The organism is Streptomyces sp. CLCI03, assembly GCF_053615355.1.
On record NZ_CM132132.1, the window covers coordinates 7772016 to 7791525 of the forward strand.

The window sequence follows — 19510 nt, forward strand, 5'->3', positions numbered from 1 at the left end:
GCTCGGGCTGCCCTATACGCGCAGGAGTTGCAGTTCGCTCAGTGACGGTGGCGCGCGTCCGCCAACCGCACTGCTCATGTCGATTCCGAGATCGAGGACCGGCGCGGCCGTAACGATGGTCAAGGCGGCGGCCGGAGAGGCCAGGACCGGGGTGCCCGCCGTGCCCGCGGCGGCGCAGGTCGCATCCGCGTGCTGGGCGTGCCCGCTGCCGCCGTCGCCGACCGGCTCGTCGGCACGCACCGCGGGGTCGAGCTTCATTGCGTGCTCGCCCGCCCCAGGAGTGCCGTGCCCGATGGCCGTCTCGTCGGCGGCCGCGCACCCGGGTGCGGCGGCGGAAGCCGGAACAGCACCCGGCCCCAGGCCGTGCATGGCCACGAGCCCGACCAGTACGGCCAAGACCAGCAGCAGGTGGGAGCGCAGCCCGAGGGGCGTCACCGCGCGCCTCGCCTGCTGATCCATAGCGGCATCGTAAGCGCCTCTTCCTCAAGGTGCGAAGCCGGGCCGGGTTTCCTGCATCTTGGGAAATACCCGTAGGGGGTATACGGTTCATTTCATCGACAGATACCCCTTGGGGGTGGGAGCGGTCATGTCTACCGTCAATCCGCGTCGCTGGTGGGCCATGGGTCTCCCAGGGGGATCTGCAGTGGGTGTTCAACGCCTACGTCATCGCCTTCGGCGGACTGCTTCTTCTGGGGGGCCGCCTCTCCGACCTCCTCGGAGCCCGGAAGGTCTTCATGGTCGGCTGGAGCGTCCTGATCGCCGGCTCCGTGCTGGCTGCGGCCGCGACCACCGCTTGGGTGGAGGTCGCAGGTCGTGCGGTGCAGGGCGTGGGCGGCACGCTCATCGCACCTGCCTCCATGACCCTGTTGATGATGCTCTTCGGGTACGACCCCAAGGAGCTCGGGAAGGCCCTCGCCCTCTACGGCGCCGCCGCACCGGCCGGCGGTACGGCGGGTGTGTTCCTGGGCGGGGTGTTCACCGAGTGGGCCAGCTGGCCCTGGGTCTTCATCGTCTACGTCCCCATCGGCATCGCCACCTTGCTGGCCACGGGCTTCCTCCCGGCCGTCAGCGCCCGCCGCGGGGGCGGGGTGGACGTCCTCGGCGCGGCCGCCGTCACCGTCGGGCTTGCGCTCACCGTCTTCGCCGTCGTCCGCGCCCCCGAAGCCGGCTGGACCTCGGCCGCGACCCTCGTCGAACTCTTCTCGGGTCTGGTGCTGCTGACCGTATTCGTACTGATCCAGCGGGTCTCGAGGGCGCCGCTCATGCCGCTCGGCATCTGGCGCACCCCCGGCCTGGGCGTCTCCAACCTGGCCATGGCCCTGCTCGGGGCAGCCTGGATCCCGATGTGGTACTTCCTCAACCTCTACCTCCAGCAGGCGCTCGGCTACGGTGCCTTCGCCTCCGGAGCGGCGCTGCTGCCCATGACCGGTCTGCTGATGCTGCTCATGACCTCGCACATCGAGGCGGCGCAGGATCGTGCCGCTTCCGGGGTGGAGCAGCATCAGGCTGTACTCCCACGGCTTGTCCAGCCCTATTCGGAAGCGCAGGTCGAGACGGCAGGAGAGATCGGTCTGGACGGGTGTGCTGGCCTCGACGTGAAAGGGGGAGGACAGGCGACGTGGCGCATTCTTCTGCTTCCACCGGAATGGCAGGTGGAGGGCGCCTCCGACCTTGCCCCCGAGGATTTTTTCCGCCAGGGCGTCGATCATCACCTCGTCAGGGCCCATCCATCCCCCTCAGCGTCGAGGTGACGAACATAGACCCGGTAACCGCGTGATTCATAAGGCGGAGGATCAGCGTCTTGCGCCGAGCGGCGGCTACGACGCGAGGTCGATCCCGATCTCTGGCGGCTGCTGGAGCGTGTTGTGGACGGTGCAGTGCGAGGCGACGGCGAGAAGACCCGCGCGCCGCGTTTCGGGCATCTGCGGGGGCGGCTCGATCACCAGGCGCACCGCGGCCACCCTGGCGGGTCGGTCGGTGGCCATGGCGAACTCTGCCCGCACGGCCAGGCCGTCGCTCGACAGACCGTGGCGCAGCAGGTAGCGCCCCGCGTAGAAGGCGACGCACGTAGCCAAGGAGGCTGCGAACAGCTCGGTCGGCGTGGGCGCGGTGTCCGTCCCGCCCGCGTCCGTGGGCTGGTCGACACGGAAGCGGTGGCCGCGCACGTCGACCACATAGACATCGCCGTCGACGTGGGCGACATCGAGCCGGTGGGCAGCCTCCGGCAGCCGAGTACCAGACCTTCCCGGTGCAGTGTCGGTCATGGCCGTACCTCCGGTTCCGGTGGGTGCTGCCACTGTCGGCGATCCGTCGGCCTCGGGCATGGGTCCTTCGGGCAGCTGTCTGGCCCGGTCGGCCCCTCACGCCACCGAAGGCGGAGCGCGAAGCTGGATACCGCGCTCGGACGCTTCCGGTCGTTCCGCTCCGACGCGTCGAGGAGGAGGTACGACATGACTGTTCAGGTCACTGTGGGTCTGGACGGATCCTCCGAGAGTGTCGCCGCGGCCGCCTGGGCCGCACGCGAGGCCGTACGGCGCGAGGCCCCCCTGCGCATGGTCCACGTGGAGGAGTTGCCGGTCGCGCCCGCGATTCCCTACCCGATCGCCGCCTACGATGCGGAGCGGTTCACGGGACCGCTCCGCGACACGGCCGAGCAACTGAGCAAGGACCACCCGGGGCTGGAGGTGACGACCGAAGAGGTGCGTGGGCGCGCTCGCTCCCTGCTGAGTGCGGCCGCCGACGAGTCGGATCTCATGGTGCTCGGCTCCCGCGGGCTCGGAGGACTCGTTGGGTTCCAGGCCGGGTCTGTTTCTCTGGCCGTCGTTCGCCGCTCACACCGGCCGGTCGTGCTCGTACGCGCCGACCGGGCGGACGCCCCGGCCGCGGGAGAGGTGCCCGGACCGGCTGTCGGCGAGATCGTCGCGGGCGCCGACCTCCGACACTCGAACACGCCCGTGCTCGCCTTCGCGTTCCTGGAGGCGGCGCGTCGGGGCGTGAGGGTTCGCGTCGTGCACGGCTGGACTCTGCCCGGTCCGTCCGTGTACGCGATGGTGGCCGATCCAGGCATTGGCGAGACGGTCGGTGGCCACGTCGCATCCGCTGTGGCAGAACTGGTCCGGCCCTTGCGCAGGAGCTGACCGGACGTCCAAGTTGTCGAGGAAGCCGTCATCGGAGCCGCCGCAGTTCAGCTCGTGGACGCCTCGGAGGGCGCGGAACTCGTGGTGGTCGGGCGCCGCAGGCACCCGGCGCCGATGGGGCCCACATCGGTCACGTGCCGCACCGGTCGCCGTCGTGCCCTTCGGCTAGTCCCGAGATCCGGCGACGAGGGACAGGCAGGTGCGGCGAGACCCTGCTCAGCCGCGGCGGGCGGTCCGCACCTGTGGGCGGAGGGACCGGGCCACCTCCACGTCGAACGGTTCGGTGCTGGGGGTGAGCATCGCCGCGGCGGCCGTGGCCACCCCCAGCGCGCAGGCGCTGACGGGGTCCTCGCCGGCGGCCAGCCGCGTGGTGAGGGCGGCGACCATGCTGTCTCCCGCCCCGGCATCGCTCAGGGGCTCACCGGGCAGCGGCGGTGCGTGGAGTTCGGTGTGGCCGTGCACGGTCGAGCACAGCGCGCCCAGCGCTCCGAGGGTGGTGACGGCGATCTCGGCGGCCCCCGTGGTGAGCAGGCGCTCGTTGAGGGCTCGGGCGTCGTCGAAGCCGCTGACGGGGTGGCCGGTCAGGGTCTCGGCCTCGGTTCGGTTGCACCTGAACAGGAACACGCCTGCGGCGAGCGCTGCCGGGAGCGCCGGCCCGGAGGTGTCGAGGATCAGCCGGGATCCGGCGTCCCCGACCCGGCGGGCGACGGCAGCGTAGTAGTCGTCCGGCAGCCCGGCGGGCAGGCTGCCGCTGGCGACGACGTACGAGGGACTGCCGGCCACGAACCGCTCCAGCACCTCCAGGCACCGCTCTCCCTCGTGCCGGTGCAGGCGCGGGCCGGGCGGCACGATGTGGAAACTGCGGCGCGATTGCGTCTCGAAGAGCACGAGCGCTTCGCGGGTGTCGTCGGCGATGTCGACGGCGACGTGGTCGATGCCCTCTTCGTCCAGCAGCCGGTTGACGCGCAGGCCGACCTCGCCTCCCGCGGTGTGGACGGCGGTGGCCCGTCCCCCGAACCGCACGACGTGACGGGCGACATTGATCCCTCCGCCCCCGACGGCCACCGACCTGACCCGCGCACGGTTCTTGCCGATGCCCTCCAGGCGATCGACCTCCCAGCAGAGATCGACCGCAGGATTCATCGTCAAGGTGAGGATCGACGGCCCGGAGGCACTCCCCGATCCCCCCGCACCGTCGGGAGTCTCGGCTGTGGAGGGGGACGGAGTCGCGGCCGTGTTCATCGCGGTGCCCTGGAGGCCGCGCTGGCGCCTACCCCGCGCACCACCTGCTGGGCACGGCCCCGCTCACGGCGGCCTGAGGAGACCGGGGCCTGATCCCACGCGCTGAGGTCAATTCCGAGCGTGGCCGCGGCCTGGGAGAGCTTCGAGTCCTGACGATCGTGCCGACCGTTGATCGGATGAGGCATTGCCATGCCCGCTGTCCTCTCGCGCTGGCTGCCGGATGCCGTTCTCAGCCTGGTGCTGTGGCTGCTCGGGCCTCAAGTACGGTGATCGTGAGCCCACCGTCGGCCAGGGACGCGCTGCTGTTCAGCCCTCACCCCCGAGGGGAGTACGGCCCGGCACCCGAATAGGCCGGACCGGCGCATGACGTACCCGTGGCCCACCCGGGAACTGGTCCGTGCGGCCGAAGGTCTCGTCCAGCTCCACTGGCCCGGCGCCGCCCGGGCGAGATCAACGTATTCACCTCCGTGGACAGCGACACGTCCGACCCGGCTCCCATACTGGAACAGTCTGACGTCTCCTGCATTCCGGCTCACGGCTGGGTCTGTTCCCCGGCTGGTAGTTCTGACGGGGGCATCGGGTAGCCGGTGACCGCTGCGGCATCCGGGCAAGATCCTGGTGAACTTTCGGACCGGTCTGGGGCGAGGCACCCTGGGACCGGGCAGGCAGCTCGGGTGGGCGCAGCGGCCATCGGTCGAATTCACCATCGACTCGTCGACCTCGCTCTCGCCCTGCTCCACGACCCCGTACGCGGCGATCTCCGCCCCTGGACGGACAAGAAGGGGCCGGGAGGGCGATGGCCCTCGGGCGGAGCGGCGGCGCGCGGGACGATGGGGACCTTTGGTCCCGATCGCGGTCCCGGGCGGCCCTCGCCCGGGCGCGTCGGCAGTGCCATCGTGAGTGGTGTCTCCCGTCGGCTTATCGGTTGGAGGAACCGTGGAAAGCACCTTCCGCACCCCGGATTCCAGTTCAGTGGTTGTTGGCGTCGACGGCTCGAACGCGGCACGTACGGCCGCCATGTGGGCAGCAGCAGAGGCCGCATGCCGCGACCGCCCCCTGCACATCGTCTACGGGGCCGACACCGACGGCAGGACCCTCTACCTGTCGGCGGAGATCATCGAACGGGTCCGCGCCAACGGCCGGGAACTCCTGGACGAAACGGCGAAGGCTGTTACCGACCAGTACCCAGGTCTGCGCGTGAGCACGGAGTTCAGCCGAGCCGACGCCGTCAGCACCCTCCACCGGGCCGGTGCCCTGCACGGCACCATCGTGGTGGGCAATCGCGGCGTCGGCGGATTCGACTCGCTCATGCTCGGCTCGGTCGGCCTGGACGTCGCGGCTGCCGCCATGACCCCGGTCGTCATTGTCCGGGGCCTCGACGGGGCCGAGGAGACCGGAACCGTCCTCGCCGCCATCCGAGACGAGCACGACCTCCTGTACGCCCGCTACGCCGCGTGCGAGGCCGTACTGCGCAAGGGATCGCTCCGACTCCTGCACGTCTGGAACATCCTGCAGTCCGTAGGCCTGGTTGTGAGCATGCTCGACGACGTCGACGAGATCGCGGCCACGCACGCGGAAGCCTTGCGTGCCGTCACCGACGCGGTCCGCGACGAGTTCCCCGACCTCGAGGTGCGGGCCGACGCCGAGAAGAGCATCTCCGTGGCCGGCGTCCTGGTCGAGGCTTCCCGCCACGCCGACCTGCTCGTCATGGGCGGCCGCCGGGTCCCCGGCGCCCTCGGAATGACCCGCAGCCTGGGCAGGGCCACGCACGGCGTCCTGCACCACGCGCACTGCCCCGTCCTCCTCATTCCCCGGATGGGCAGCGACTTCGGGAGCAGGCCATGACCGGCCGCAAGGGCCGAGACATCGTCGTCGGGATCGACCCAGCCAGGGACTGGCATCTGCCCCTCGCCTGGGCCGCCGACGAGGCGCACCGCCGTCGGCTTCCCTTGCACCTGGTGCTCGCGGTGGCGCCGCAGCACGACACCCACCACGTCGACGACACCCCGGGCCACATGGCCCTGCGACGGGCGGGAGCCGACAGGCTCGACCAGGCTCGCAACTGGGTACACGCCCGTCACCCGGAGGTGGACGTCACCGGCGACCTGCTCCACGGGTTCCCCGCCCCTGTCCTGGGCAGGGTGGCCAAGGAGGCCCGGCTGGTCGTGCTCGGCTCGCGACACCTGAGCCGCACCGCGGAGTTCTTCAGCGCGGGCTCCATCGTGGTCCCCGTCAGCGCCCAGGCCAGTTGCCCGGTCGTCGTCGTGGGCGAGGGGGAGCACATCAGCCGGCAGCCGCCCTACGTGGCCGTCGGCCTCGACGGAAGCGCATCGGCCACGGCCGCGCTGACATTCGCCTTCGACGAGGCGGACCTGCGCGGAGCGGCGCTCCGGGTCGTCTGCGTGTGGCAACCAGCCCTGTTCGTGCCGAACGACGAGGGAGTCGCCCTGCGAGCCCACCGCGCATTGCTTTCCGAGGCCACCGCCGGCCTGTCGGACAAGTACCCCGACGTGCACGTCACCCACGAGGCCATGACGGGCCACCCGGTCGAGGAACTGGCGCGGGCGGCCGAGCACGCGCCGGCCCTGGTGGTAGGCCGCCGGGGTCGCGGCGGATACACCGGAATGCGCCTCGGTTCCGTCGTCCACGGCCTCCTGCACCGTGCGCACTGCCCTGTGATCACCGTGCCGAGCGAATGACGCCGCCATGACCATACGTACGACCACCACGCGGCCTGTCGGCTTCCCGGCGGGACCGGGGCTCACCCAGGCCGAAGCCGAGCGCCGCCTGGCCCGGTACGGCAGGAACGAAGTCGCACCCCCACGGTCCACGCCGCTGCACCGACGGGTGCTGGCCCAACTCCGCGACCCGTTGATCATGGTGCTCCTCGGGGCCATGGTGCTGACCATGGCGATCGGGGACCACCCGGACGCCGTCGTCATCGGCCTGGTGGTCGTCTTCAACACGACCGTGGGAGTGGCGCAGGAAGTCCGGGCGGACCGCGCTGTCGCCGCGCTCTCCGCCCTCTCCGCCCCGCACGCGAGAGTGCTGCGCGACGGCACCCCGCACGAGGTTCCGGCGGCACTGGTGGTGCCGGGTGACGTCCTGCTGCTGGGGGAGGGGGACATCGTCGCCGCAGACGCCGACCTGACCGAGGCATCCGCACTCCTGGTGGACGAATCCATGCTCACGGGCGAATCCGAGCCGGTGGACAAGACGGCGGACGACACGGTCAGCGCAGGCACCGTCGTCGTCCGTGGCCGAGGGTCCGCTACCGCGACCGCCACGGGGCCGGCGAGTGCCCTCGGGCGCATCGCGGCTCTCCTCGACACGGGCCGGGACCTCACCCCGCTCCAGCGTCGCCTCGCCTCACTGGGCCGGATCCTGGCGGCCGTCACCATCGCCCTGTGCGTGCTGTTCTTCGCCCTGGGCCTGGTGCGTGGCCTCCCGTGGAGCACGATGGCCGTGACCTCCATCAGCCTGGCTGTCGCCGCAGTGCCGGAGTCCCTCCCCGCCGTGGTCACACTCGCCCTCGCGCTCGGAGCGCGCCGGATGGCAGCCCGCAACGCCCTGGTCCGCCGTCTGCCGGCCGTGGAAACCCTTGGCTCCGTGAGCATCCTGGCCACGGACAAGACGGGCACCCTCACCGAGGGGCGCATGGTGGTCCAGCACCTGTGGACGCCCTCCGGCACCGCAGATGTGACCGGCAGCGGCTACGAGCCGCTGGGAAGCCTGACCCGAGAAGGGCAGCCCCTGGCGGCAGACCAGCTCCGGCCACTGCAGGAACTGCTCACGACGGCGGCCCTGTGCAACGACGCCGGCCTGCGGCCCCCCGGAAAGGGCTCGGACATGTGGACGGCTGTGGGCGATCCGATGGAGGCCGCGCTGCTGGCGGCAGCCGCGAGAGCGGGTTGCCCGGACCAGGCCGCCCTGCACCGGGACTGTCCCCGGTTCGCGGAAGCTCCCTTCGACAGCCTCCGCAAGCGTATGACCACACTGCACCATCTTCCGGACGGAAACGTCCTGGTATGCCTCAAGGGCGCGCCAGAGGCGGTACTGACCGCCGAGGTGCTTGCCGCACCGCAGGAGCTTCTGGACGGGGCCCACCGTCAGGCCGCTCTTCTGGCCGCGCAAGGCTTTCGGGTCCTGGCCGTGGCAGGAACCGAGCGGCTCGTGTGGGACCGGCCGGCTCCCGAGGCCGAGCACGGACTGAGCCTCCTGGGCCTCGTCGCCATCAGTGACCCGCCCAAAGCGTCGGCCGCCACGACCCTGGAAGCATGCCGCGCGGCGGGCATCACCCCCGTCCTGATCACCGGCGACCATCCGGCGACGGCCCAAGCCATCGCCGTGCGTACCGGCCTCGTCGAGGACGGATCCGCCAGTGAGGTCCTCACCGGGCCGGAACTGGCCGCGGCCCCGGACACCGACCTGACCCGGATCCGTGTCTTCGCCCGGACCGACCCGCAGCAGAAGCTGGACATCGTCCGCGCATGGCGCGCCCGGGGCGCTGTAACGGCCATGACCGGGGACGGCGTCAACGACGGCCCCGCCCTCCACCAGGCCGACATCGGTGTGGCCATGGGCGCCCGCGGAACCGAGGTCGCCCGCCAGGCGGCGGACCTCGTGCTCACCGACGACGAGCTGTCCACCGTGGTGAAGGCCGTAGAGGAAGGCCGCCGCGTCTACGACAACATCCGGCGCTTCCTCGTCTACGCCATGGCGGGCGGAGCCGCCGAGATACTGGTGATGCTGGCAGGCCCGGTGCTCGGCCTGGCGTTGCCCCTGCGGGCAGGACAGATCCTGTGGATCAACCTCCTCACCCACGGGCTGACAGGCGTGGCCATGGGCGCCGAACCCGTCACCCCGCAGGCCATGCGACGCTCACCGCGCCCGCCCGGACAGCACATCCTGGCCGCGGGCGTGTGGCAACGCCTCCTGGTACTCGCCGCAGTCGTGACGGCCTTGAGCCTGGCTGCCGGCATCGCCGCACGTGCCATGGACCTGCCCTGGCAGAGCGTGCTCTTCCTGGCCCTGCTGGCGGCCCAGCTCGGCGTGGCCCTGGGCCTGCGCGCCCGACTGCTCACCACACAGAACCTCTTCCTCCCCGCCTCCGTGGCAGCCTCCGCGCTCCTGGCGGCGGCCGCTCTGTACGTGCCCGCACTCCAGTCCCTGCTGGACACCGAGCCCGTGGGTTGGTCCGGTGCGGGGCTCGCCGCCGCGGCCGGTCTCGGGGCGCTCATCGCCGCCCGGATCCTCCGGGGCGCGTTCCACAGAAAGGCATGATCATGAAGACGTACGTACCGGGAACCGGAGTGCACGCCGAGGTGGGCGACCAGATCGTCGTGGGTGGCTCCACCGCCGGAAGGCCAGGCCGCGACGGCGAAGTCATCGCCCTCCATCATGAGGACGGCACCCCGCCCTACGACGTGCGTTGGTCCGACACGGGTCGTACCACCGTGTTCTTCCCCGGCCCGGACGCCCACGTCCGGCACCTGCATGCCGAGTAGGGCAGGCCCCGCCGTACGGAGCAATAGCACCCAGACCGGAAGGGGCATCCTGCCGAGACTACCGTGGAGGTGGTCGCCCGGCACGGCCTCCGATGGCCGGAGGGCTCCTCGAAGAGCGCCAAGTCCGCATCGACGAGGTCCGGGGCACTCGCGACCGGCTGAACGGCCTGCTGGAGGCCGTCATGTCGGTCGGCCGTGAGCTCGACCTGCCCCACGTTCTGCACGGTATCGTCGAGGCCGCCGTCGTCCTCGTGGACGCCGAGTACGGCGCACTGGGTGTCAACGGTGACGACTGGAGGCTCGCCGGTTTCGTTTCGGCGCTTCGCCCAAACTGCGCTCCCGCACCGTCGAGGCCGTGGCCGAAGCCGCGGCAGCCCTCGGCTTCGCCCTGGCCCTGCGCATGGAGGGCCTCATCGACACGGACGCATCACCCGAAGTCGCGGACGAGATGCCCGCCGTCATCGGGGAGGCCCTGACGAACCACCGCCCGTCACGCCGAGGCCACCCGTTCTGAGGCGTCGATCGTTGCCGCCGACGGTGTCCTCACCGTCACCGTGCCCCCGCCGGTCGCGGGTCAGAGGAAACTGCCGCTGCCGTAGGGCGCGTACAGATCAAGCAGGCGGATCCGAGCGGCTTGTAGCCGATGGGCGAGGACCTGCCCCACCCAATGGCCCAGGGCCGAGCCGAAGGTGGTATCGGAATCCATCAGGGATCGGACCTCCACCGCGTCGAACTCGTAGGCACGGACCGGTGTCATCGCCTCGGCGCCGAGGCGCCACGTATGGGCTTGTACAGCCACGAGCAGCCGACCAGCTCCCCGGCCCCGAGGGTCTCGATGACAGCCGCGCGTCGACCGGGAACGTGCACGTCCAGGGTCACGGTGCCCGACCGGACGATCCAGAACCGGTCCGCACGACCCCCCTCGTGGAAGAGGCGGGTCCCCTCGTCGAGGTTGACCTCGCGGGCGAACTCCATCAAGCGCGAACGGCGGTCGGCCGGCAGCGCGGCATTGATGCGGATGGGAGAAGGAGTGCTCATGAACGGCCTCCTGATTCGGGTCCATATCCAGTTTTGGCAAGTGGGTCTGCCCGGGGTATGGGTCCTGTGGGCCCAGGCAGGGACCGAACGGCCTATGCCTGGGCGCGTCGGGAACGGGGACGCTGGAGAGCACACCGCGACCCCGCCCCGGTCCCATGGACGGAGGGTGCCAACGATGGAGAACCGCCCGGTCGGCAGCGCCGCCGTCGCTCCTGCCGGCCCTACGCTCCGGAGACGAACGGAAGAGATCGGCGCCGAGGAAGCGCTCCGGCTGCTCGGAACCGTCGGACTGGGCCGCATCGTGTTCACCCGCCATGCTCTGCCTGCCGTGCGCCCCGTTAACCATCTCCTTGACGACGGCGACATCATCGTCCGCGTTCAGGACGGCTCGACACTGGCGGCCCTGCTCACGGCCCCGGACAGTCCGGACGTCGTCGTGGCCTACGAGGCCGACGCCATCGACCCTGACACCCGTCTGGGCTGGAGCGTGGTGGCCACCGGCTATGCCAGCGCCGTCACCGACCCGACCGAGCTGAACCGCTATGCGCAGCGCCTCAAGTCCTGGGCCGACGCACCGTCATCAGATGCCGTTCGGATCAGACCGGGCGTGGTCACCGGCTTCAGGCTCCGGGCAGTCAATCCGTAGCTGCCCCGATCAGGATCCGCGAGAAGCGGGCGGGCTCTTTCCTTGCTTTCGTGCGCGCGGGCCGATCTCGTCCCGGGGGCCGGGGGGCTCCTCGAGGACGCTCCAGGCGACCGGGCCGAGCAGGTCCGCCACCCTGCGGAAGACGTCCATGAGCAGGTCGTCCACGGTCAGCATGCCCACGACTCGCCGCCCGTCCAGGACAGGCAGGCGCCGGACGCCGCTGTTGCGGAACGTCTGGTACGCCGCGTGGATGTCCTGGGCGGCATCGACGGTGACAGCCGGAGCGGTCATGACCGCTCCCACAGGATCATCGCGGTCGAACTCTCCGGCCACGGCGCGCACTGCGATGTCACGGTCGGTGACAATGCCGCGCAATACTGTTCCCTCCGTCACGACCAAGCAGCCGACGCCGTGGAGGTCCATGCATCGGGCCGCCTCCCCGATCGTCGTGGTGGCGTTGACGGACACGGCGGGGGCGGACATGTACGCGGACACGTTCATCGTCCGGCTCCTTCCCACTGGATCCATGTGGTTGACCGTAGGACGGTGTGCCGGAGTCGGCGAGGGCCGAGCGGACCCCCGTTGTGGGACCGCATGGCCCTGTGCGCTCCGCCCCGGCGGCAGACCATGACATGAGGACAGACCGACCTGTTCCGAGGTGATCTGACATGGCATCCACAACATGGACCACCCCAGGGGTGTTCACCGGCTCCGGCGGGGTGCTCACCGCCGAAGCGGGATCCCTCACCGGGGAACTGACGGTCCGCACCACCTGGGACGCAGGGCAGGCACATGTTGCCGTCCAGTACGCGGGCGCGTCGAAGTGGTGCACGCTGGTCGGCAGTCCTGTGCCCTGCCCGTCCTCCGAGGAGGCTCGCTCGGTACAAGAGTGCGCGGTGGAGGCCGTGCGCACCAGGGGACCTGTCCCCTTCGCGCCGTGGCCGCTCACCCCCGCGGTTCATCGTGGAACGGACGAGGTGCCGGCTCACGCCGCCGGATGAGCGCACGTCGATGAGCCGGCTTGACCGCGCATGCCTGGCCAGGGCCGGCCATGGACCGTGGGGAGATTCCACGGCAGGCTCCTGTCGGCCTGGATGCATGATCTTGAGCGTCGCGCAGGCGCGGCCTGCACTTGCCTGGGGTCGGACTGCCTGCGGGGACCTGAACGCGAACGACGGCCCTTGCCGCCGGGCACGGTAGGCAGGGCCGTCACACGGATCCGGCCCCAGATGGCGGGGCCGGGACACGCGCCGGTACCTCCGACGCGAACCCGCGGCCGCCGGTCACATCCGCTGGGCCGTTCAGGTGTGCAGGCGGCTGTTGATGCCGTCGTGGCCGTCGGCGCCCTCTTCGTCGAACCAGTAGTCACCGGCGGCCAGGTAGCGGAAGGAGTGCTCCCTGCCTTCGGGCAGGGCAACGGTCACGGCCCGGGTGCCGTCACGGCGCGGCGCCAGCGTATGGGCGCCGGGCTGCCAGTCGTTGAAGTCGCCGACCACGCTGACCGGGCCGGGCGGGGAATCGGCGGGCAGGACGAAAGTGACCTCGGTGCGGTTCTTGCGCGGCTTTCGCTCCAGCATGGAAGGAACTCCTCACAGCGGGGACAAGGGGCCGCATTCATCCTCGGGGCCCGCCCAGCCCTGCGCCTCTCGACGCGTGCCGCTCCTTTGCGGGCATCACCCGTCCGCCACGATCTGCCATTGAAATGATGCGATCGGTGACAGTGCGTGTGAGCGTGGACGGGAGGAAATCCCAGGCATTGAGGAGCCGCAGGGTCATGGGCGGAATGCACGACAAGCGCCGGAAACCCGGCCTGGGGCGCGAGTAGACGGAAGCCATGCGCCGCCCCGGCCGGGACCCGGTCCATCCTGGGACCGCCCAGTCCTCCCGGAGGAAGCGCGGTGAGGACCCGGAACGCGAGCACCGCCGCGAGGAAGAGCAGCTCCGAGACAAGCGCGACCTGCCGGAGGAACACTTCTGAGCCAGGCTGGACCCCACGCACGCAGGGCTCGGCCGGGAGGTAGCCACCCGGCCGAGCTCTGTCATGTCCGGCGCCGGAATGCGACACCGAAACGAAATGGCCGAGAAGACGGCAGCCCGGGGCTCAGCGCTCGCCGGCTGCCGCGCACGTCGGCTGGTGAGGTGGCTCGGGGTGCGGGTCACGTGCTGCGCTGGTCGTGGGTGTCCTGGCGGAGCTGGTCGGTGTGGCGGGTGAGGGCGTCGAGGCGTTCGGCGAGGGCGGCGTCCTCGGGTCTCAGATGGGGCCGGGTGTCGGTCAGGGGGCGAACGAGGCGGGCGGCGTCGTTGTCGGCGAGGGCCAGGTTCAGGTCTCCGATGGCAGTCTCGGCGCCGCCCGGAAGGCTGGTGAGTGCGGTGATCTGGCCGGCGAGGCGGCGAAGGTCGGCCGCGTTGTCGCGGGCCCAGGCGTTCACGCTGCGCTCTGCCGCGCGGGTGTCGCGGGTGGCCTGGACGCGTTCCTCGCCGGTGCTGCCGTCCCTGCCGGGCCGCAGGCGCAGGTAGCGCCGTTCGGCGGCCTGTCGGCCGGCGACGCCGAGGGGGCCGGCGAGGTCGGCCCAGCTGGCCCCCCGGCCGCGGGCGGTTTCGATCAGGCCGCTCTCCCAGCCGGAGAGCTGCTCGCGAATCTCGCGCAGCATCAGCAGCGCGGCCAGGGCCGGGTGTGGGCCCGAGTCCGGCTCGGACACTGCCGTCGTAGTCCTCGGTGATCCCGCGTTTGATCCCTGCGCGTCCTTGAGGGCCCGGTCGATGGCCTCCAGCGCCGCGGCCGCGGCGAGGAAGGGAACCGGTGCCGGCGGCTCGACGGCCTCGTTCATGGCACTCAAGTTCTCTCCCGCGGCGCTGCGAGCTGACCTGGGGTCCCAGCGGAACGCCCCTGCGTACCTCTTCTCGGCGTCCGAGCTGCTCGACCGGGCGGCGGACCTCCTCGCGGAATCGGCAACGCTTGTGCGCGACAATGAGCGGCGGTGGCGTGTGTTCGGCGCTCGCGTCCGCCGGCTGCCGTCCGACTGAAGCGGCTCCGTCGTGCAGCGCATCCGCTCATCTCGTAGAGACGGCAGACGATGCGCAGGCCGACATGCGACCAGGTGGCAGGTGGTGACAACCGCAGGCCGACGTGCGGTCGACCCGCTGGGCGGACTCTTGGAGCACGGCCCCGTATGCGACCTCCGCCGGAGTCCGGGCCATGCGCTGCGCCCGGCGGAGGCCCGCGTGACACCCGAGCCGTGGCGCAGAACGGCACGGGTGTCTTCCGGGTGCCGGTCAGGCGAGGGTGAGGATGAGCTTTCGAGTTTTTCCTCGGTCATGGGGGCGCTGGGTTTCGTCGGCGTTGTTCACGCGCTGGCGCATGCCGCCGGCAACGCATCAGTACCCCTGGGGGGATTTTCGGCGCTGTCCCGGGGAGGCTCCCTGCTCGCTGCGCGTCGGCCTGGGCCAGGGCACAGACTGGTGGGGTGGGCGCCATGGATGCGATTGAGCTCAGGGGACTGACCAAGCGATACGGGGCCGTGGTCGGGGTGGAGGAACTCACGCTCGGCATCGGTCGGGGCGAGGTGTTCGGCTTCCTCGGGCCCAACGGGGCGGGCAAGACCACCACGCTCAGGTGCCTGACGGGTTTGCTGCGCCCAACCGCCGGACACGTCCGGGTGCTGGGGATGGACCCGCTCGCCGATCACCGCCGGGTGGCTCGGGAACTCGGCTATCTCCCGGGTGAGCTGCGGCTGTACCCGGAGCTCACCGGGGCGCAGACCCTCGACCTCCTGTGTTCACTCCAAGGCCGGCCCTGCACGAGGCGAGCTGAGCTGTGCGAGCGGCTGGGGCTGACGCCCGCGGTCCTGCGACGCACGGTGGGCGGGTACTCGCGCGGCATGAAGCAGAAACTGGGCCTGGTGCAGGCGCTGCAGCACGATCCCCAGCTGGTGGTCCTGGACGAGCCGACCGAGGGGCTGGACCCTCTGGTCCAGGAAACGTTCTTCGAGTTGATGGAGCAGGCAGCGGCCGACGGCCGCACGGTGCTGTTGTCCAGCCACGTGCTGCCGGAGGTGCAGCGGGCCTGCGGACGCGTGGCGATCGTCCGGGAAGGGCGCCTGGTAACCGTGGAGAGCGTGGCCGCCCTCCGGGAGGCGCGGGCGCGGCGGATTCGTCTGGCCTTCGCTGACGGGAAGGGGATGCGCCCTTTGGGGCGCGCGGAACAGTGGGCGCCCCGCTGGGAGGGCGACCGGGTGGAGCTCCTCGTACCCCCGAGCGAGGTGGTGGAAGCACTGCGTGAGCTGCTGGCTTTGGGGGTGGCCGACGTCATCGTGGAGGAGGCGGGTCTGGACGAGGCGTTCCTGGATCTGTACCGCAACGGCAAGGCGGAGGAGGCCGCGCCGTGAAGACGCGGTGGCCCCTGCTGTGGCTGGCACTGCACCGGCGTCGGCGGATGCTGGTGGCCCTCATGGTGGGGATGGTCGCTTTCGAGGCCCTGATCGTGGTGGTGGCGAACACGATCGCACCCGGGCAGCTCTTCTCTGCGGGCGGGAAGGGCCCTCCGTCGGCGTACCGTGCGTTCAGCGGCTCGGGCGGAGACGTATCGATCGCCAGCTACCCGGGGCTGCTCGGGGCCGGATTGGTGCATCCCTTCTGGATCGCCATGCAGTTGACCGCTATCGGGGCGCTGGCCGCGGCCGCGGTGGCGGCCGACGTGGAATCCGGGACGATCGAGCTCATCGTGGTGCGCCCCGTGAGCCGCAACCGGCTCCTCGCCGAGCGGACCGCCGCCGTGGTGATCGCCGCCCTCGCCCTCAACACCTCAGCGACGTTGACGGTGGCGGCAGGCGTCTGGTTGTCCCCGGACATCCACCGGGACGTGCCGTTGAGCGGTGTCTTCGCGGCGGGGCTGATGGGGTGCGGCTTCGCGCTGTGCCTGGCCGGACCGGCCCTGGCCGTGTCGGCCTGGGGGAGCCGACGCGCGCAGGTGATCGGTGCGACGATCGCCATCGGGGCGGTCGGCTTCGCGGTGAACTTCATCGCGCTGGCTTGGTCGAAGGCGGCGCCCCTGCGATTCATCAGCCCCTTCCACTACTACACACCGGGTGACGCACTGGCACAGGGACATGTGCTGTGGCCGCAGCTGGGAGTTCTGGTCGGGGTCGGAGTCGTGGGGCTCGTTCTCGGCCACGCGTTGCTGATGAAGCGGGACCTGGCCCCGTAAGGCTGACATGGCGCTTACGCAGAGGCGGGGCCTTCGAGCCGGCAGTGCACGCCGACCACACCTTCGACGGCCCGGGCGAGGCGCGTGGCCACGGGGATGAGGTGCGGGTCGCGGGTCCTTCCCGACAGGGTGACGATCCCGTGCGTGACGTCGACCGTGATGTCACGGTGCGAGAGGGGGAAGAGACGATCGACGACCTCGCGGCGGACCTCGGCGGCCAGGTCGTCGTCGGCGCGGAGGAAGACCTTCAGGAGGTCGGCGCGGCTGACGATGCCGAGGAGGGTGCCGTCGGCGTCGACGACTGGAAGCCGTTTGATGTGGCGGTCGGCCATCAGGCGGGCGGCCTGGGGGAGCGTGGCGTCGGGGCGGATCGTGACGGCGGGTGTGGTCATCAACTGCTCGGCGCGGACCGATCCGGCCTTCGCGGTGTCGCCGAGGCGGCGCATCTGCTCGATGAGGCTCGGTCCGTGTTCGTGGAACTCCTCCTTGGTGAGGAGGTCGGCTTCGGAGACGACGCCGACGACATGGCCTTCGCCTTCGATGACCGGGACCGCGGTGACCTTCCAGCGCTCCATCGCGGTGGCGATCTCCTTGAATTCGGCGGCGGCGGTGACGGTGACGACGGTCTTCGTCATGACGTCGTTGACGGTGTACGGGGTGGAGGTCATGGCTGGTCCTCAGCGGGCGTAGGCGAGCGGCATGTCGCTGTGGTGGGGCGCGAACAGGTCGAGGATCCGGGTACGGGCCGAGTCGAGGCGACGGGCGATGACTGCGGCGACAGCGGTCGATATGCAACGGCCCACGGCGGCGTTCTCGTCGCAGAGCTTCCGTACGGCCTCGGCGTCGAATTCGAGCGCCCGAACGGGGTGGGTGGTGACGGCGCCGAGGTGCCAGGAGTAGGGCGGGACCATCCATGACCAGCCGAGGAGCTCTCCTGAACCGAGGGTGTCGACGACGGCGGCCTTGTGGCCGGGGACGTGCAGGTCGAGGTCGACGGTGCCGTTCTCGATGATCCAGAAGCGGTCGGCCCGCTGCCGTTCCTTGAAGATGCGGGTTCCGGCGGGGATGTCCACGCGGTGGGCGTGGGCGAGCAGAGCCTGGCGTGCTTCGGGTTCCATCTCGTCGAGGAGAGTGGTCATGGCGGTCATGGTGTGCCTCCAGCCGTTCCCCTTCAGGGTCGTGCCGGTCTCTTGGGGTGCGGGAGGGCCTCGCGGTGCATACCGCAGGGCCCATACGGCCCGGGTCAGCGGACCAGGACGGCCTCGCCGGATTTGGGTACGACGGCCGTCCATCCCAGCTCGTGGTCGATGCGGTCTCGGAGGGTCTCAGCGGCGGTCTCCTCGCCATGGACGAGGTAGGTGGTGTGTGGGGGCGGGGCGTCGCGCAGCCAGTCGATGATCTGGTCGGCGTCCGCGTGGGCGGAGAAGTGGGGTACGTCGGCCACCTCGGCGCGTACGGGAACGTACTCGCCGAACATCTTGAGGGTGCGGACTCCGTCGACGAGGTCACGCGCTCGGGTGCCGGCCGCGGCGAAGCCGACGATCACGACGGCGTTGCGGGGGTCGGGCAGCAGCCGGTGCAGGTGGTGCAGGACCCGGCCGCCGGTGGCCATGCCGGCGGAGGAGACGATGACCGCGGGGCCTGTGGTGCTGTTGATGTCGATGGACTCCTGGACGGTACGGGCGGCCAGGAAGGGCTCTGGGCTGAACACCGCCTCGCCCTGGGCCAGGATCTCGGGCCGCAGTTCGGGAGCGCGGGACCGCAGGGCGTCGCGGTACACGTCCAAGGCGGCCAGGGCCATGGGGCTGTCCACGTAGACGGGCACGTGGCGGGGCAGCGTGCCGTCGCCGCGCAGCTCGGCCAGCTCGTGCAGGACGACCTCGGTCCGGTCGATCGCGAATGCCGGGATGACGACGGTTCCTCCTCGCGACAGCGTTCGGGTGATCACGGCAGCGAACTCGCGCCGTGCCGTCTCGTGGTCGTGGCGGCGGTCGCCGTAGGTGGACTCCATCAGCAGCACGTCGGCGCCGGTGAACGGCTCCGGGGGCAGCAGCAGGGGGTGCCCGGGACGACCAAGGTCGCCACTGACGGCCAGGGTGTGGCCGTCCTCCAGCGTGAGGTGGGCCCAGGCTGAGCCGAGGATGTGTCCGCCGTGGTGCAGCGTCAGCTTCGTTCCGGCCATGAGCTCGATCTCGCTGCCGACCTCGACCGGGTCGAAGAACTTCAACGTGTTCTCGACGTCCGAGTCGTCGTAGAGCGGCTTGGCGGGGCGGTGCTTGGACCAGCCGTGACTGTTGGCGTGCTCGGCGGCCTCCATCTGGAGGCGGGCACTGTCGCGGAGCACGATCTCGGCGAGGCGGGCCGTACCGGGGGTGCAGAGGATCGGACCACGGAAGCCGTGCCGGACCAGGCGCGGCAGATAGCCGCAGTGGTCCAGGTGAGCATGGGTCACGACCACGGCGCGGAGGTCGGAGGCGTCGAAGCCGGGCTTGTCCCAGTTGCGACGGCGCAGGTCCGCGAAACCCTGGAAGAGCCCGCAGTCGACCAGGATGCGGGCGTGGTCGCTCTCGACGAGGAACTTGCTGCCGGTGACCGTGCGTACCGCACCGAGCAACCGGAGGAGTGCAGGTCTGGGCGAGGTGGTAGCGGGGCGCGGGGCTGTCTCGGACATGACCCGCCCTCCCTTCGGTAAGGGGATCCGGTTCTCACCATTGCACCGTGTGTAAGGGCCGACAGG

At 70.8% G+C, this 19510-nt stretch carries 18 protein-coding genes and 4 pseudogenes; 12 read left to right on the forward strand and 10 right to left on the reverse strand.

Annotated features, from left to right (window positions below; translation table 11 throughout):
* Nucleotides 1–12: 12 nt before the first annotated feature.
* Nucleotides 13–459 carry a DUF6153 family protein gene (locus tag ACWG52_RS35960; RefSeq protein WP_389806748.1) on the reverse strand — a complete coding sequence of 149 codons (447 nt, stop codon included), beginning with the start codon at nucleotides 457–459 and terminating at the stop codon, nucleotides 13–15.
* A 127-nt stretch (nucleotides 460–586) separates the two neighbouring features.
* Here ACWG52_RS35960 and ACWG52_RS35965 point away from each other — a divergent pair.
* Nucleotides 587–1454 (forward strand): annotated as a pseudogene (locus ACWG52_RS35965) (MFS transporter); the annotation flags it as partial.
* A gap of 363 nt (nucleotides 1455–1817) precedes the next feature.
* On the opposite strand, the gene ACWG52_RS35970 reads toward ACWG52_RS35965, so the two are convergent.
* Nucleotides 1818–2264: an OsmC family protein gene (locus ACWG52_RS35970; protein ID WP_326747030.1), complete on the reverse strand. Its 447-nt coding sequence runs from the start codon at nucleotides 2262–2264 to the stop codon at nucleotides 1818–1820.
* A gap of 186 nt (nucleotides 2265–2450) precedes the next feature.
* Between ACWG52_RS35970 and ACWG52_RS35975 the strand changes: the two genes are divergently transcribed.
* The gene (locus ACWG52_RS35975) at nucleotides 2451–3137 is read left to right on the forward strand and encodes a universal stress protein (RefSeq protein ID WP_389806747.1); all 687 of its coding nucleotides are present in this window, start codon (nucleotides 2451–2453) and stop codon (nucleotides 3135–3137) included.
* A 216-nt stretch (nucleotides 3138–3353) separates the two neighbouring features.
* Here the strand turns inward: ACWG52_RS35975 and ACWG52_RS35980 are convergent, their stop codons facing one another.
* Nucleotides 3354–4286: a 1-phosphofructokinase family hexose kinase gene (locus tag ACWG52_RS35980; RefSeq protein ID WP_389806746.1), complete on the reverse strand. Its 933-nt coding sequence runs from the start codon at nucleotides 4284–4286 to the stop codon at nucleotides 3354–3356.
* A gap of 1065 nt (nucleotides 4287–5351) precedes the next feature.
* On the opposite strand from ACWG52_RS35980, the gene ACWG52_RS35985 reads away from it, so the two are divergent.
* The 6 genes and pseudogenes from ACWG52_RS35985 (at nucleotide 5352) to ACWG52_RS36010 (ending at nucleotide 10400) form a co-directional block, all read left to right on the forward strand.
* A complete protein-coding gene (locus tag ACWG52_RS35985; RefSeq protein ID WP_390137794.1) occupies nucleotides 5352–6224 on the forward strand; it encodes a universal stress protein in 873 nt (290 codons plus the stop codon).
* A complete protein-coding gene (locus tag ACWG52_RS35990; protein WP_389806744.1) occupies nucleotides 6221–7078 on the forward strand; it encodes a universal stress protein in 858 nt (285 codons plus the stop codon). The genes ACWG52_RS35985 and ACWG52_RS35990 overlap by 4 nt, the downstream gene beginning before the upstream one ends.
* Before the next feature lie 7 nt (nucleotides 7079–7085).
* The gene (locus ACWG52_RS35995; RefSeq protein WP_453127067.1) at nucleotides 7086–9662 is read left to right on the forward strand and encodes a cation-translocating P-type ATPase; all 2577 of its coding nucleotides are present in this window, start codon (nucleotides 7086–7088) and stop codon (nucleotides 9660–9662) included.
* A 29-nt stretch (nucleotides 9663–9691) separates the two neighbouring features.
* Nucleotides 9692–9880: pseudogene (locus ACWG52_RS36000) on the forward strand (DUF1918 domain-containing protein); the annotation flags it as partial.
* A 98-nt stretch (nucleotides 9881–9978) separates the two neighbouring features.
* A pseudogene (locus ACWG52_RS36005) lies at nucleotides 9979–10200 on the forward strand (histidine kinase); the annotation flags it as partial.
* Nucleotides 10201–10241: 41 nt separating this feature from the next.
* Nucleotides 10242–10400, forward strand: coding sequence for a hypothetical protein (locus ACWG52_RS36010; RefSeq protein WP_185559107.1), 159 nt, complete (start codon nucleotides 10242–10244; stop codon nucleotides 10398–10400).
* A gap of 60 nt (nucleotides 10401–10460) precedes the next feature.
* Here ACWG52_RS36010 and ACWG52_RS36015 read toward each other — a convergent pair.
* Nucleotides 10461–10924 (reverse strand): annotated as a pseudogene (locus ACWG52_RS36015) (Crp/Fnr family transcriptional regulator).
* 175 nt (nucleotides 10925–11099) lie between these two features.
* Between ACWG52_RS36015 and ACWG52_RS36020 the strand changes: the two are divergent.
* Nucleotides 11100–11570: a pyridoxamine 5'-phosphate oxidase family protein gene (locus ACWG52_RS36020; protein WP_453127069.1), complete on the forward strand. Its 471-nt coding sequence runs from the start codon at nucleotides 11100–11102 to the stop codon at nucleotides 11568–11570.
* Between the two features lie 9 nt (nucleotides 11571–11579).
* Here ACWG52_RS36020 and ACWG52_RS36025 read toward each other — a convergent pair whose 3' ends face one another.
* Nucleotides 11580–12071 carry a CBS domain-containing protein gene (locus ACWG52_RS36025; protein WP_326747021.1) on the reverse strand — a complete coding sequence of 164 codons (492 nt, stop codon included), beginning with the start codon at nucleotides 12069–12071 and terminating at the stop codon, nucleotides 11580–11582.
* Nucleotides 12072–12238: 167 nt separating this feature from the next.
* Between ACWG52_RS36025 and ACWG52_RS36030 the strand changes: the two genes are divergently transcribed.
* The gene (locus ACWG52_RS36030) at nucleotides 12239–12571 is read left to right on the forward strand and encodes a hypothetical protein (RefSeq protein WP_389806739.1); all 333 of its coding nucleotides are present in this window, start codon (nucleotides 12239–12241) and stop codon (nucleotides 12569–12571) included.
* A gap of 300 nt (nucleotides 12572–12871) precedes the next feature.
* On the opposite strand, the gene ACWG52_RS36035 is transcribed toward ACWG52_RS36030, so the two are convergent.
* Complete coding sequence (locus ACWG52_RS36035) at nucleotides 12872–13147, reverse strand: isoamylase early set domain-containing protein (RefSeq protein WP_389806738.1); 276 nt, start codon at nucleotides 13145–13147, stop codon at nucleotides 12872–12874.
* A 579-nt stretch (nucleotides 13148–13726) separates the two neighbouring features.
* Nucleotides 13727–14398 carry an HSP18 transcriptional regulator gene (locus ACWG52_RS36040; protein ID WP_389806905.1) on the reverse strand — a complete coding sequence of 224 codons (672 nt, stop codon included), beginning with the start codon at nucleotides 14396–14398 and terminating at the stop codon, nucleotides 13727–13729.
* 645 nt (nucleotides 14399–15043) lie between these two features.
* On the opposite strand from ACWG52_RS36040, the gene ACWG52_RS36045 reads away from it, so the two are divergent.
* Both ACWG52_RS36045 and ACWG52_RS36050 read left to right on the forward strand, forming a co-directional pair.
* Nucleotides 15044–15955: an ABC transporter ATP-binding protein gene (locus tag ACWG52_RS36045; protein WP_326747012.1), complete on the forward strand. Its 912-nt coding sequence runs from the start codon at nucleotides 15044–15046 to the stop codon at nucleotides 15953–15955.
* Nucleotides 15952–16773 carry an ABC transporter permease subunit gene (locus ACWG52_RS36050; RefSeq protein WP_329096311.1) on the forward strand — a complete coding sequence of 274 codons (822 nt, stop codon included), beginning with the start codon at nucleotides 15952–15954 and terminating at the stop codon, nucleotides 16771–16773. Before ACWG52_RS36045 ends, ACWG52_RS36050 begins: the two co-directional genes overlap by 4 nt.
* 14 nt (nucleotides 16774–16787) lie before the next feature.
* Here the strand turns inward: ACWG52_RS36050 and ACWG52_RS36055 are convergent, their stop codons facing one another.
* From ACWG52_RS36055 to ACWG52_RS36065, 3 genes are all read right to left on the reverse strand, one after another.
* The gene (locus ACWG52_RS36055; protein WP_053613062.1) at nucleotides 16788–17441 is read right to left on the reverse strand and encodes a CBS domain-containing protein; all 654 of its coding nucleotides are present in this window, start codon (nucleotides 17439–17441) and stop codon (nucleotides 16788–16790) included.
* 9 nt (nucleotides 17442–17450) lie between these two features.
* Entirely contained in the window at nucleotides 17451–17912 is a 462-nt protein-coding gene (locus ACWG52_RS36060; RefSeq protein ID WP_202203272.1) for a Crp/Fnr family transcriptional regulator, read from the reverse strand.
* A 104-nt stretch (nucleotides 17913–18016) separates the two neighbouring features.
* Nucleotides 18017–19444 (reverse strand): MBL fold metallo-hydrolase RNA specificity domain-containing protein, encoded by a 1428-nt coding sequence (locus tag ACWG52_RS36065; RefSeq protein WP_389806737.1) that lies wholly within the window; start codon nucleotides 19442–19444, stop codon nucleotides 18017–18019.
* Nucleotides 19445–19510 lie beyond the last annotated feature (66 nt).

Coding starts and splice junctions, on each gene's coding strand:
- ACWG52_RS35960 (WP_389806748.1), bottom strand. CDS start 459: ATGGATCAGCAGGCGAGGCGCGCGGTGACGCCCCTCGGGCTGCGCTCC.
- ACWG52_RS35970 (WP_326747030.1), bottom strand. CDS start 2,264: ATGACCGACACTGCACCGGGAAGGTCTGGTACTCGGCTGCCGGAGGCT.
- ACWG52_RS35975 (WP_389806747.1), top strand. CDS start 2,451: ATGACTGTTCAGGTCACTGTGGGTCTGGACGGATCCTCCGAGAGTGTC.
- ACWG52_RS35990 (WP_389806744.1), top strand. CDS start 6,221: ATGACCGGCCGCAAGGGCCGAGACATCGTCGTCGGGATCGACCCAGCC.
- ACWG52_RS35995 (WP_453127067.1), top strand. CDS start 7,086: ATGACCATACGTACGACCACCACGCGGCCTGTCGGCTTCCCGGCGGGA.
- ACWG52_RS36020 (WP_453127069.1), top strand. CDS start 11,100: ATGGAGAACCGCCCGGTCGGCAGCGCCGCCGTCGCTCCTGCCGGCCCT.
- ACWG52_RS36025 (WP_326747021.1), bottom strand. CDS start 12,071: ATGAACGTGTCCGCGTACATGTCCGCCCCCGCCGTGTCCGTCAACGCC.
- ACWG52_RS36030 (WP_389806739.1), top strand. CDS start 12,239: ATGGCATCCACAACATGGACCACCCCAGGGGTGTTCACCGGCTCCGGC.
- ACWG52_RS36035 (WP_389806738.1), bottom strand. CDS start 13,147: ATGCTGGAGCGAAAGCCGCGCAAGAACCGCACCGAGGTCACTTTCGTC.
- ACWG52_RS36040 (WP_389806905.1), bottom strand. CDS start 14,398: ATGAACGAGGCCGTCGAGCCGCCGGCACCGGTTCCCTTCCTCGCCGCG.
- ACWG52_RS36045 (WP_326747012.1), top strand. CDS start 15,044: ATGGATGCGATTGAGCTCAGGGGACTGACCAAGCGATACGGGGCCGTG.
- ACWG52_RS36055 (WP_053613062.1), bottom strand. CDS start 17,441: ATGACCTCCACCCCGTACACCGTCAACGACGTCATGACGAAGACCGTC.
- ACWG52_RS36060 (WP_202203272.1), bottom strand. CDS start 17,912: ATGACCACTCTCCTCGACGAGATGGAACCCGAAGCACGCCAGGCTCTG.
- ACWG52_RS36065 (WP_389806737.1), bottom strand. CDS start 19,444: ATGTCCGAGACAGCCCCGCGCCCCGCTACCACCTCGCCCAGACCTGCA.